This window comes from Nonomuraea sp. NPDC051941 (assembly GCF_044593615.1).
This window is the reverse complement of record NZ_JBIUCF010000002.1, coordinates 213,678-226,407: the sequence shown is the minus strand read 5'-3', so window position 1 is coordinate 226,407 and position 12,730 is coordinate 213,678. Positions and strand designations below refer to the sequence as shown.

9 protein-coding genes are annotated in these 12,730 nt (G+C 68.0%); all 9 read right to left on the bottom strand.

Annotated elements, in window-relative coordinates:
* Positions 1 to 50 precede the first annotated feature (50 nt).
* The 9 genes from ACIHFD_RS04885 to ACIHFD_RS04845 all read right to left on the bottom strand — a co-directional run bounded on the left by ACIHFD_RS04885 (position 51) and on the right by ACIHFD_RS04845 (position 11,693).
* Complete coding sequence (locus ACIHFD_RS04885; protein ID WP_397365647.1) at positions 51 to 755, bottom strand: hypothetical protein; 705 nt, start codon at positions 753 to 755, stop codon at positions 51 to 53.
* A gap of 207 nt (positions 756 to 962) precedes the next feature.
* Positions 963 to 1,925, bottom strand: coding sequence for a C40 family peptidase (locus tag ACIHFD_RS04880; protein ID WP_397365646.1), 963 nt, complete (start codon positions 1,923 to 1,925; stop codon positions 963 to 965).
* Complete coding sequence (locus tag ACIHFD_RS04875; RefSeq protein ID WP_397365645.1) at positions 1,922 to 2,956, bottom strand: replication-relaxation family protein; 1,035 nt, start codon at positions 2,954 to 2,956, stop codon at positions 1,922 to 1,924. Before ACIHFD_RS04875 ends, ACIHFD_RS04880 begins: the two co-directional genes overlap by 4 nt.
* Positions 2,957 to 2,993: 37 nt before the next feature.
* The gene (locus ACIHFD_RS04870) at positions 2,994 to 5,558 is read right to left on the bottom strand and encodes a type IV secretory system conjugative DNA transfer family protein (RefSeq protein ID WP_397365644.1); all 2,565 of its coding nucleotides are present in this window, start codon (positions 5,556 to 5,558) and stop codon (positions 2,994 to 2,996) included.
* Positions 5,555 to 7,387, bottom strand: coding sequence for a VirB4 family type IV secretion system protein (locus ACIHFD_RS04865; protein ID WP_397365643.1), 1,833 nt, complete (start codon positions 7,385 to 7,387; stop codon positions 5,555 to 5,557). Before ACIHFD_RS04865 ends, ACIHFD_RS04870 begins: the two co-directional genes overlap by 4 nt.
* A complete protein-coding gene (locus ACIHFD_RS04860) occupies positions 7,384 to 8,346 on the bottom strand; it encodes a PrgI family protein (protein WP_397365642.1) in 963 nt (320 codons plus the stop codon). Before ACIHFD_RS04860 ends, ACIHFD_RS04865 begins: the two co-directional genes overlap by 4 nt.
* Positions 8,343 to 9,797 (bottom strand): hypothetical protein, encoded by a 1,455-nt coding sequence (locus ACIHFD_RS04855; protein WP_397365641.1) that lies wholly within the window; start codon positions 9,795 to 9,797, stop codon positions 8,343 to 8,345. Before ACIHFD_RS04855 ends, ACIHFD_RS04860 begins: the two co-directional genes overlap by 4 nt.
* Before the next feature lie 239 nt (positions 9,798 to 10,036).
* Complete coding sequence (locus ACIHFD_RS04850) at positions 10,037 to 10,387, bottom strand: pilin (protein WP_397365640.1); 351 nt, start codon at positions 10,385 to 10,387, stop codon at positions 10,037 to 10,039.
* 397 nt (positions 10,388 to 10,784) lie between these two features.
* Entirely contained in the window at positions 10,785 to 11,693 is a 909-nt protein-coding gene (locus ACIHFD_RS04845; protein ID WP_397365639.1) for a hypothetical protein, read from the bottom strand.
* Between the last annotated feature and the right edge of the window lie 1,037 nt (positions 11,694 to 12,730).

Here is a 12,730-nt window from a genome sequence, read left to right as displayed (position 1 = left end):
CTGGCCGGGGCACACCTCCTGCACCACCGGCTCTGTCGGCCTGGGCTCTCCTACCAACCTTCATAGGTGCCGTCATTCAAGCTCTTCAGCTTGGTCTCCAGTTCGGCGAGTATCTGCTCCTTATGTACGTCGGGCCCTTCTGCTGGAGCGGTGCCGATCACTGTGGTGAGGTGCTCCCCAGGCGTGGTGTCGATCATTCTGACCCTTGGCCCACCACCGTCGGGGGCGTCGTCTGGCCTGCGGTCGAGGGTATGGCCGATGAGTCGGAGGACGGCTTCGATGGGCAGGAGATAGTCGATGAGGCTCGTTTGGTCGTCGTCGGAGAGGGTGGGGTCGTGGGGGCGGTTGCGGTTGCGCAGATCGACTTGCCCGGCATTGGCGAGGCGGTCGTAGAGGCGCTCTTCCAGCCATCCAGCCTCACTGCTGTTCAACGTCTCATCGTCGTTGGATTCGTAGCGAATGAGCAGCGCCCGGTACCAGTGGTCGCGGTCTTTGAGCTGCTGCAGGACGCGGTGGCGTAGTCCCGGGGTGGTGGCTTTGCCGACGTAGGCTCCCCAGCGGCCCTCGGCGTTCGGTCGGTCGAGCAGGAGGTATGCGCCGGGGACATTCCAGCCTCGGTCGAGGCGGTTGGCGTAGTCGCGGTCGAGTAGAAGCATGCCGGCGACCTTGTGCTTGGAGCGGATCTTCATCGGGTTGTTGAGGTCATAGGAGAGGCTGACGACCAGCTGTGACGGGGCGAGCCGTATCGCGCACACGCGGCCATCTCCTTCACCTGAGCCGCTGGAGATCTTCCCGGACAGTATCGGCCACCTTCCTCTCCGTGACCACGAGTTTCCGGGAAGAAACCAGCAGCTCACCCACCGGATAGGTGCTGCGAGTGCCACTTCATGGCCGGTCGGGGCTGTACGGCGGCCGGTAGGCCGTTCCATGGGCGTGAGTGGCTGGGGAAGCCGCTACGGTGGTCAGCCGGTGGTGGGGTGAGCGTGGGGCCGGGTGAACCCGATCAGGTCCCCGCGCTGGTAGGTGTCGATTTTGACGACGGTGCGCCGGTTGGGGGCGTGGATCATCCGTCCGTTTCCGATGACAAGGCCGACGTGTCCCGGGCCGTCTGCTTCCATGCGGAAGAAGGCCAGGTCACCGGGCTGTTCCTGACCGCGCGAGATGGGCGGTCCATGCCGCCATTGGTCGGCGGCAACCCTTGGAATCGAGATCCCGGCTGCTTGGTAGGCGCGCATGGTCAGGCCGGAGCAGTCGAAGGCGGCCGGTCCCTCGGCCCCCCAGAGGTACGGTTTGCCGAGTTGGGCGTGGGCGTAGGCGAGGACGGCCATCACGCGCTCGCCGGGGATGACGGTGACGCAGGTTCCGGCGAGGGCGTCGACGGTGTGCTGGGCGAGCGGCTCCCACTGTGCGTAGGAGCTCGGCGAGGCAGAGCGCTGGACGGCTTGGGCTGCTTGGGTGAGTGGCAGCTGTTCCCAGCGGGGCACTTTCACCAGGTGGTCGTAGAAGGTGCCGGTGGCGTAGCGGGGGTCGAGGATCTGCTCGGGTGTTCCCCAGCCTTGCGAGGGACGCTGCTGGAACAGGCCGAGGCTGTCGAGGTGCCCGTGCCGCAGGTTTCGCAGTTTGGATTCCTGGAGGGTGGTGGCGATCGCGATGACGGCCGCTCGCGCGGGCAGACCGCGCTCCATGGCGACTTGGACGATGAGTACGGCGTTTGCCTGCTGCTCGACGTCGAGGTCCTGCATGGGTGCCGTACGAGCAGAGGGTGAGACCGCGACCGGGCCGCCCGTCACGCTGCTTGTCGTGGGTGCGATCGTGCAGGCGATGCCGCCGGGTGTTGGCGAGCTGGTCAGGATGCTGGTGGCAGCTGCGACGAAGGCCAAGACGATGAGCAGCAGGAGCGCGGTGCCGGCCGCGGCAGCCTTCACCTCTTCTCGTCTTCCTTCGGGAACAGGTTGTCGAGGAAGTCGGCGTCGGTGTCGTGGTGGCTGTCGGTGGTGGGCTGGGGTTGGGTGCGGCCGAGGGTGAGGTGGGGCCAGCCGTTGGCGAGATCGGCCAGCCGCATCCTGAGCTGACCCATCTCGGCTGGGGCTGGAAGCCAGATGGGTCCGGCGGGGCCGTCGCCGCAGGTGGTGTGGGTGGCGGTGGCGATCGGGAGGTCACGGTTGTTGAGGAGTTTGCGCAGGTTGGCTTCGCGGGTGGGGTTGGGCAGCCAGAACAGGATGGGAGTGGTGATCTGGGTGGCGTCGGCGAGATCGCGGTAGCTGTGGAGTTTGTCGGCCACGCGCTGGAGGGTTTCGGTTCCGGTGTCGTGTTCGAGGAAGAAGTCAATCTCGTGGCCGTTTTCGCGCCAGTAGCCGTAGGCGTCGGGTCGGGCCAGGTCGCCCCACTGCTTGGCGCACTGCTTCTCCGACCACCACGCTCTCAAGTGGGTTGCCGGGGTGTGGCGGGCGTGATGCTGCAGGCGGGAGAAGAAGTCGTTGACGCCGACTTGGTGAGCCAGACGGGAAGAGACAGCGATGGTGATGTCGGGGTCGTAGCCGAGTTCCTTGAGTGGCATGCCGTGGTGGGCGGCCAGTGCGGCGGCTCCCGCTTTACCGAGGGCCCAGTGGATGGGAGCTGAGCCTGCGCCGTATCCGGCCCAGGGGCGGAAGCGGGTGACGGCGTTGAGGTGGAACAGAGTGGTCATGCGTTTGCGGGTGGCTTGGGGGATGCCGAAGAAGATGCGCTGGAGTTGGTGGGTGGTCAGGACGCGGTGGCGGTGCAGGTAGTCGAGGATCTGGTAATCGCGTTCGGTGAGCCTTGCGGCGAGGGCGGTCAGGGCAGCGCGGTCGAGGCGGGGCTGGGCTGCGGGGATGGGTTGCACGGTCCAGCGAGCCAGCTTGCGAGAGGGCGGGCGGGAGACGGGCTGGTCACTGGACTGGCAGGTGCACGAGCAGGTGCAGGGCGTGTTCGGCATGGTGGTAACTCCGTGAAGTGATGGGGCGTGGGCTGGGTCAGGACCGGTTGGTGGACTGCTGGGCTTGGGAGGCTTCGCTGTCGCGGGGGTCATGGCCGGGTGCGCTATTACCCGCTCGCTGCTTGTGTGAGCGGCTTGCGCGCCCGGTGGTGGCACCGCTGGCGAACCGCTCGCGCGACGCGTGGCGGATGGCTTCTTCCCGGCCTTCGGCTGGGGCAGGGAGGGGGCGGGTGCGCAAGGTGAAGGCGGGTGTCTGCTGGCGGTCGATGATGAGGCGGGCGACGGCTTGGTAGGCGCCGAGGTGGGTGAGATCGTGCGGGCTGATCAGAGGGGCGGTGTGGTGCTTCAACTCGCCTGCGTCTTTAGGCGAGGTGTTGAAGTAGATCTTGTTGCGGGCGTCGGCGGACAGGGCTTCGCGCAGGTCGGCGGGGAGCTGGTCGAGGTGCTGGTGGGCCAGGACAAGGGAGAGACGGTAGCCGCGTGCTTCGGCGAGGACGTCGTTGATGTGGCCCGGCAGGTTGAGGAAGTTGTGGCATTCGTCGATGACGAGCGCGGCGTCGGGCCGGTCTGCTTCGGCGAGGTTGGTGCGGCGGGTGGTGGCTTGCCAGGTGTGGGCGAGCAGGATGGAGCCGAACAGCCGGGCGGCGTCGTCACCGAGGATGCCTTTCGGCAGGCGGGCCAGGATGAGACCGCCCCGGTCAAGGAGTTGGCCGATGGGGACGGTGGTGTCCGGGCTGGCCAGCGCTTGCCGGACGAACGGTCGCAGCAGGACGGCGCGGAGTTTGTTCATCACGGGCCCGATGACGCCTGCTTGGCCGGCCGGGGTAAGGGCTTCGTAGGAGTCCCAGAAGCCGGCCAGTAGCTCATCCTGTAGGCCCAAGGTGATCCGGGTACGGAAGGCGGAGTCGGTGAGCAGCCGTGGAACGTCGGCCAGGGTGGCTTTGCGGCCTAGGACGCTGGTCAGGGTGAGACAGGTGGAGCGCAGCAGGTCATCCACGCGTGGTCCCCAGGCTGTGGAGAAGCAGCGGTGGAAGATGGTGACGACGGAGTCGACGGCGAAGGTGGGGTCGCCTCCGGCGAGGATGTTGATCGAGGGCGGTGGCGCCGGGTCTTGCGGGTCGAACACCACGGTCTTACCGATCGCTCGTTCAGGCAGCCGGTTGAGGATGTCGGTGACCAGGTCCCCCTTCGGATCTATGACGAGGGCACCTCTCCCGGCATGAACGTCGGCCAGGACCATGTTGGCCAACAGGGTGGATTTCCCGACGCCGGTCCCGCCCAGGACGTGAGTGTGATGGCGGCCGTCGGCCACGGGCAACGCCACGGGACGCTGCGGTCCGCTGTCGGCGTCGCCCAGGATGCGGGCCGTACCGCCCGCCGTATGTCGGGGTACGGCCGGGGACGGCGCGACAGGACGAGCCCCGGCACGGGTGATGCCGGGGGCGTCGATGTCCCACGGCAGGTGGGCAAGCGCGGCCAGCTCAGCGACGGACAGCAGGTGGCCACCGTCGAGGCGGCGCGAGCCGATCATCCGGTCAGCGCGCCAGAGACGGGCTCGGCGCAGGTACTGGTGGCCACCGGTGAAGAGGGCGAAGACGGCGGCCAGAGTGTGGGCCTGGCCTCGCAGCCACCCACGAACCAGGTCACGCGAATCCGTATCGCCTGTCGGCGCGTTGGCGAAGGCGGGTTCGCGGTTGGTGGCGACGGCGTAGCGGATGGCGACCGTGTAGCGCGGCTGGCCAGCCTTGGCCAGGATCGCGCGGACCTGCTCGGCGCGTTCGGGGAACTCGCGAGCCAGCTCGCCGCTGTGGTGGCGGTTGCGGCTGGCATCGGGCAGGGGAAGCAGTTCGTCGAAGACGCGGCCGAGGCTGTGACGGCTGCCTCCTCCGCGCAGGTTGGCGGCTGCCCGGTACGCGTGGCGCAGGCGCCTGCCGGTGGTTGGGCGGGCCAGGATTTGGACGACCGCGTGCTCGCCTTCACGTAGCCCGCTCATGGCTTCCAGAAGGGAGCGGACGGGGTCGTGGTCGTGGTCGGTCTTGAGCGGGAAGTGCTCCGGCGCGGCCGGTATGAGCCGTCCACCGGTAACCTCGGCCGCTGCAGGGAGGGGCGAGGTGGCCGGGCTCGTGGTGGTGACGGCGCCCGGCCATGCAGCTTGGATCGCTTTCTCCACGATGCCGGGCGGGATGGCGCCAGGCACCCACACGCGGATGCTGATTCCGGCGTCGCTGCCGTGGTACTCCCACACCAGGTGCGGTTGTCCGCTGAAGGCGCGCTTCCACGCGGGCCGGAGCTGCCCGACGAGCTGCCGCCACAGCACCACGGCGCCTTCGGGGTCGCTGCGCGGCGGGCTGGAGATCTCGATCAAGCGGGCTTCGAATGTCATATCGGCGTGATGTAGCCAGCCGAGCAGGTAGCGCACTGCAGCGGCTACGGCCCACACCACTCCCACGGCCAGAGCGAGACGAGAGCCGTAGGTGACGGCGAGTTCGGGCAGGCGGGCGGGTAGCTCGGCCAGGAAGTCGAGGGCGGTCTGGACGTCATGCTCGTCAATGCCGCACAGCAGGCACGGCCCATCTGGGCCCGGTGACGCGTTGCTGGTCATAGCGGGTCGCCTTCCTCGTCCTGGTGGCCGGTGCTGATCTTGAAGAGGCCGGGCGGGTCGGCCGGTTGCGCAGTTCGCGCCTGGAGCGGGTCGAGTTGGGCGAGGTGGGCAGGGTCGGTGGTGATCAGCTCGACCTCGCGGGGTGAGGCGATGACGTGGAAAGCGGCTCGGCTGGCGGGGCCGGCGACCAGGAGCGCCTCGCCGCGCTCGGCGGTGAGCAGGAACTGGCGTTCGCCGTCGGTCAGGTCGAAGGCATCTCCGATTGCGCCGATGGCTTGTGGTGCTTGCCGGAGGAGAATCTGGTTGGCTGCGTTGGCGACGATCGCCTGCCCCAGTTCGGTGCCGAGCAGGTCGGCGGCGTCCTGGGTGACGACAGCGAGTCCGGCCCAGTGTTTGCGCGCGGCCTTGGCCATCCGGAAGAGGAAGCGGGCGCCTTCCGGTTCCTTCATGAGCAGCCAGGCTTCGTCCACGACGACGAGGCGCTTCTTGCGGTCGCGGGGGTTGGCCACTTTCCGCCAGATCGCATCGAGAGCCAGCAGGGTGCCGACGGCTTTCATCTCTTCGGGCAGATCCCGTAGGGAGAAGACCGTCAGGTGTCCGGCTGGGTGGGTGGTGGTCGGGCCGTCGAACAGCTCGCGGTAAGAGCCGGAGACAAAGGGAGCGAGCTGTGCGGCCAGTTCCGCCTCAGCCTGACCGCCTACCTCTTTGGTAAGCGTGGTTACCAGATCGGCAAGCAGCGGTGCGGGTCGGGTCCAGGTGTCGGGGTCGCGGGTGATTCCTGCGGCCTGGTAGGTCGCGATGATCGCCGAGTCGAGCGCGGCGCGCATCTGCGGCGTGAGCTGCGTGCCGCCGAGCATGGTGGCGATGAGAGTCTGCAGGAACATGGCCCGCCGGGACAGCACGTCATCGCGCGGGCCGTGGCTGGCGGGCAGGTCGAAGGGGTTCCACCGAACTTCGGCCGCGCCGAGGTGCAGGCAGGTGCCGCCAACTGCTTGAGCGAGGCGTGCGTACTCATCTTCAGGGTCGACGACAGCGACCTCCACGCCTTGGTAGAGGAGGCGGAGGGTTTCGAGTTTGGTGAAGAAGCTCTTGCCAGCGCCGGAGCGCGCGAGCACGACGGAGTTGTGGTTGTCCTGGGCGTAGCGGTCCCACAAGACGACGCCAGAACTGGTGGCGCTCAGCCCATACAAGACCCCGGTCTCGCCGATGGCGGTGGTCAGGTCCGGCGAGGTGAACGGGAAGGCCGCCGCCAGAGCGGTGGTGTCGAACGTTCGTGTTGCCTGGATGGAGTCGACGCCCAGGGGCAGCGTCGTGGTCCAGCCTTGCAGGGCGCGGAAGGTGGCGGGTTGTGCGTCGAGCAAGAGGGAGGCGGCGAGGGTCCGGACGCGCTCCACTTCGGTGGCGAGGGCGGGTTCTGTGGGAGCGTGGATGGTGAGGTAGAGGCCGACTTTGAACAGACGGCCGTGGCCACGGGCGAGGCTGTCGGCCAGGTCGGTGGCGTCATCGGCGGCTGCCTCGGCGGCGAAATCCTGGAGCCTGCCGTGTTGTGCGTCGGAGCGGCTGGCCGATTCCAGGCGGGCGAGCTGCCGGCGCAACCGCATAGCGGCCACCTGCTGTGGGATCGGCTCGACATGTAGGGACACGTCGAGGCGGCCAGGGTAGGTGAGCAGGGGTTCGAGCCACCCGGCGCCGACGTCGCGGGGGTAACCAATGACGGCGAACGACGCGGTGACAGCGCTGGGCAGGGTCACGTTCCTGACGCCAATGTGGGCCGATCCCGGGTGGGCGAGGGTGCTGGCCTCGTCGCGGTTGCGTCGGCGTAGCTTCACGGAGTGCTCCTGGTCGAGGTGATCAGTTCGTCGGGGAGGGCCGGGCCGAGCGGGTGCCGGCCGCCGGGGTCGAGGCACTCGGTCAGCGCCTGGTTGGCTGCCTCGGCGTCGAGGATGCGGGTGGTGACGCCGAGCGCTGCGAGGTTGCGTTCTGCTTCGGCGGCCCGCCGTAGGACTACGGCTGCGGCGGTGTCTCGCCGTACCGAGCCGCGGCTCCGACGGGCGGTGGGGTGGTCGCGGAGCACGATGAGAACCTGCCGGGTCAGTAGTTCGCGGGAGGCGTTGAGCTCGGCCAGGTAGTCGGCGTGCTCGCGGGCGGCTGCGGCGAGTGCGGCGTGGGGCAGGCTCGCTGCCTGTTGCTCAACGGTCTCGGCCAGGTCAGTGAGGTCGGCGGGGCGGGCGCGGGCGAGGATCTGCACGGGTGCTTCAAGCGAGTTCAGCCACCGCCCGAACGCCCCGACGAGTGCGGCCTGCTCGCTCGTGGTGCGCAAGTGGAAAGACAGGGTGCTGGTCTCCACCAGCGCCGCGACCCCTCCGTCCGCGAGCTCAAGTGCGCCGTCGGTACGGATTGCCCGGACGGGTAGCTGGAGTGGGGCGGGTAGCTTGCCGCGCAGGCGGCACCACCTCGGCGGTCCGGCGATCTCCTCCGGTGCGGCGACCAGTCTTTTGTTCGTACGACTGTGGAACAGGGCAGCAAGGGCGAAACGGTCCAGGCTCAACCCATCTCGTCGGCCTAGCGCGACCGTGAGACCAAGTGCGAGGAGCGGGAGGAGGATGGCGGCGAGGATGATGACGGGCATGTGCCGGTGGAACAGGTAGAAGATGACAGCGGCGATGCCGCCGGTCAGGATCACGATGAGGATCTGCCGGAAGGTGAGCCCGTAGGCGATCTTGTCGGGCTGGTTGACATCGGCGGGAATGCGGGCCATCAGTGGCGGCGGCTCTGGGCTGTGGTTCACCGGCCCTCATTTCTGGGTTGGCGCTGGGTGAGTGGGATGCGGCGGGGCGGCGGGTCGAGGCGGAGGCGGAGCTGGACAGGGCGCGGCGTGCGAGTGGGCATTCCGGGCAGCCGGTCCTGAACCCAGGGCGGACGCGGCCGGATCCACGGCCCCGCCGAGGTGGAGGGCGTTGCCGTTGACGCGGTGCGGGCTGGGCGTGGAACGCGGGTGACCGGGAACGGCAGCGCGAGCTGGGTGCCCTGCCGGGCACGTTTGGCCGCAGCAGCTGCAGCTTTGGGTGTCGGTGCGCTCGTTGAGCGGGATGGCAGGTTGAGGGGGAGTGGGAGCTGCTGCCAGGCGGGCGTGTGGTTGGGCATTGCGGCTCCCGGTGTTGGGCTGGGCGGAGTGTGAGGGCCAGGGCGATGCGGTCGTGGGCCCCTCGGGCCTTGCGGTCGGGTGGGGCGGCCTTGGGGCGGTGGCCCGCTGTGCCGACGTCTGGCCTGTGCGGTTCCGCGCTTGGCTGTATGTCCGGCTTTACCGAGGGCGCGGGCTGCGCCGAGGGTCTTGTAGACGACCACGGCTTTGAGTAGCCGTTTGAGCATGTGGGGTTGGCCCTGCTGCCAGATGGTGCGGGCGACCCACCCCGGGATCTTGATCAAGACGAAGAGGATGCCGATCACGATGAGCGCGTCCAAGACACGGTTGACCGTGGGCCGCAACGTCGCCTCGGCCGCATCCCCAAGACTGGGGCCGGCTGGCTGGAGCGGATAGGTGCCGGGTGAATCGGTCAGGAACAACTTGAACGCCAGGATCAAGCCGAGGGCTTGCAAGACCTGGATGGCGAGCAGCCCGAAGAAGCACCGCCACCACAGCCGGGCGACGCCTTCGGTTTGCGGGAGGGCGTGAAACAGCAGGGCGAGCGGTGCGGCGACGATGAGGAACAGCAGCAGGGTGACGCGGATGAGGCCGATGAAGGCAAGCAGGAGCCCCATCAGCACCGCCGCGCCGATCAGCAGCACGAGGAACAGTGCGGTGCCCTTCGGGTCCTTGATCAGGGTGTCGACCTTGGCGGCGATGAGGTTCCCGGCCCGATGCCCGTCGACTCCGTCGCCGAGTAGCGCGGCAACCAGAGCGTTGGCCAGCTCGATGGCGTACTGGCAGATGGTGAGCGAGGCGTTCAATGCCACCACCGCGACGACGAGGCGTGGGATGACCTCGGCCGGGGTGGTGGAGCTTTGCGCGCTGCCGTACGCCATCACGATGACGCCCCCGGCGAGCACCATCAGAATGAGCAGCGCGTTGGCGACCAGTCGCACGTGGTCGGACAGCTCCCGGACCCGCTCCAGCATCGTCGGCGGTGGCGCGGAGAGCAGAACGCTGCCGACCAGGACGAACGCCGGATTGATGGCATCGACCACCAGGTGGGTGAACCAGCCGTTCATCGCCTGGTTGATCTTGCAACCGATATCCATCCATCCGCACTCCTGCATGCCTGCAGACGGTGAGGAGGGTGACGGGATAGGTGGAATCCAGGTCACCTGCGGTGACGGGGCAGGGCTGGAAGCGGATGAAGGCGAAGGTGTGGGCGTCGGCTCGGCCTGGGCGGGTGCTGTCTTGGCGAGCCCGGCGAAAAGAATGAGGATGGCGATGATGGTGGCCAGCCGAGGCAGGCCCGGTGGCCGTCTGCGCCGTTGTGACGGATGGGGCATGGTCAGGCTCCGACGATGCCCTTGAGGATGGTGACGAGGAGAGGGGCGAGGACGGCGATGCCATAGCCGAGGGCGGCGTAGCGCAGTGTCTTCTTGGCTGCTTCGACTTCCCCTGGGTCGCCTCCGGCCAGGATGTAGCGGACTCCTCCGACAGTGAGGAAGAGCGTGGCCAGGGCCACCAGTAGGCCGACGATGACGTTGCGAAGGTTGTCGATCACCGCGTTCAGTGATGCCGGCGCAGCTAGAAACCGGCCGGAGGCCAGGACGGCACTGGAAGAGCCGGTTGCTGTGGCGGCGTGGGCGATGGCGTACTCGAGCAGGGTGCCCAGGACGATGCCGCCGAGGATCGTCAAGGCGACGAGCAGGACTTTGAGGCTGAGGGTCTGGGACGAGGAGGTGGTTCGGCGTGGGCGGGACGTCATGTGTTGCCTCCCTGGAGCGGTTAGGTGTCCGTGTGGCCTGGGGCGCTGGATGGTCGCGGCCTGGTTCTCGTCGGGTGAAGGCGGCGCGGAGGCGCTGGGCACGGCGCGGGGCCGGGTGGGCGTCCTCCTTCGAGCGGCGGAAGAGATGGGCTGGGCCGGGTGACAGGGACCGGTGACCAGGTACAGGTCCCGCTGCCGGGCTCGGCGCCCTCCGCGCTGCCTTCTCATCTGGTAAAAGACCTGGGTGAAGAGCCGAGTTAAGGCATCGGGGCCAGCGAATTTTGTGCAGTCTTTGCTGGGTGCTCGCCGCTGGCGCCCGACGTGATCGCTACAGGTCGCGGGATAGTTCGCCGCGCTGGAGTGCCTGGTAGAGGGCGTTTTCGGCGCGCTGGCGTCGCCTGAGCGCAGTGCAGTAGAGCAGGCCGCGGCGACGGCAGTAGGAGCTGAGCGGGATGCCCTCCAGCCGGGTGAAGGCGATGAGCTCAGCCTCCTCATTGGTGAGAATCTGTTGGGCGACGGCCCTGTTGAGGAGCAGGTCAGGGTGGCCGGCAGGGTAGGCGAGCGTCTGCTGACCGCTCTCGGCCCGGTCGGTGAGATCAGGGTCGGCCAGCAGAGTGGGCTGGTCGGTGGCGTGGGCGCGGATGACGGCGATGTGGGTCAGCCGCGACAGTCGCAGCACCGGATGCGACCAGGCCAGGTTCACCCGGCAGATGGCTTCCATGTAGGCCGTCAGGACCTCGGCCTCCAGGTCCTCGCGATCGACCCGTTCGGCCGGGATCTTGCTGGCGAGGGTGCTGATGAGGCGGCGCAGCATCGGGATCGCCAGGGCGACAGCGGCGACCATCCACGCCCCGCGATGGGTGCGGGCCTGGTCGATGAGGTGTCGCCACACATGGTCGCGGGTGGTGCGTGAACAGGACGGATGCAGCAGCATCTCCCGCAGCTCGTTCAGCGGGATCGGCCGGGCCGAAAGCCCGTGCCCGAGCTGCGCGCCGTCGACCGACAGCGGGGCAGGGCCGCGCATGAGGAGGGTGAAGGCGTGTTCGGCCACGTCCAGCGGCAGGGAGCCGTCCTTACGACATGAGCTGCCGCCGAGGCGGTTGGGCGCCTGGCTGGGTTGGGCGTTGTCTGCTTCGAGGGCGACGGTGGACAACGGTTCGGCCGGGTTGGTGATGGTCGTGCTCGTGACGGCCGCATCGGCGGTGTCGGCGGAGAGGCGGATCGAAGGGTGGGACATAGCGACGCTCCCGATAAGGCGTGTTCGTTTCGGACGTCGCTAGGTCGCCATAGCCCCCGAGCAGGAACCGGGCAGGAAATGATCAGACATCGGACACGGCAAAGATCACACCATGCTTAGATCATGCGTCGGAACCGATGATGACCTGCGGAAACGCTGGCCTGCTGGACCAATGTCCGTCGGATGGCAGGGAGACGAGATCCATGACGCTGCGCACGGAAAGCTGCCGTGAGCTGCGGTAACGGGATGAAGCTGAAAATCCCAGGTCAAGCTTCTGTCAACACGGTGGACGAGGCCTGGACCGTTGGATCGCCCGCCGCCGAGATGGGCCTGCGGCGGGTCACTCAGAGGTCCACGCCGGGGCCGGGCGGACGGGTAGGGAGGGGGATGGGAGCGCTGGTGCGGAGCATGCGGGCCTCGGCTTGCGCTCGGGCAAGGACGGCCGAGACAGCATCGGCTGAACGGCGAGCCGCCAGCTCTCGGACCTCTTGGGGCGGGTCGCGGTCATCGATGACGATGACTGTCCCGTCGTCGGCGACATGGGTCCGAACCCGCCAGCCGAACTGACGTGCCGCTGTCCTCGCGGCCCGTCGGACCTCGGCCACATCACCCAACTCGGCCATTACGTCGCGGGCGAAAATGAGCTGACCGTAGAAGCCGCGATACTCCGGCTTGAGGCAGGCAGCCATCATCGCCTTGACCTAGTCGACGAGCTTGGCAAAGCGGCGTTCGGCCAGTTCGTCCTTCCGGTTCGGCATGCAGATCGCCTCCCGGCTGACGCGTCGCGGTGTGCTGTCTTCTCAGGGTAGGTCGCACCGGGCAACGATGCTTGGTGACCGCTCCCAGCGAAGGTTGAGCGTTGTCAGCGAAGTTTGAGTGAGGGGAACACCGTAGGTGAGAGGGCTGCGCAGCGCCTTCGAGACGTGGCGGCACGGCCGCGCATGTGCCTGGGGCCGCAGCGGTTCCCTCGTCCCGACGTTCGACACAGCGCTCTGACCTGCGCGCTTAACCATCGGTGAGAAACCTGGCAGTCATCA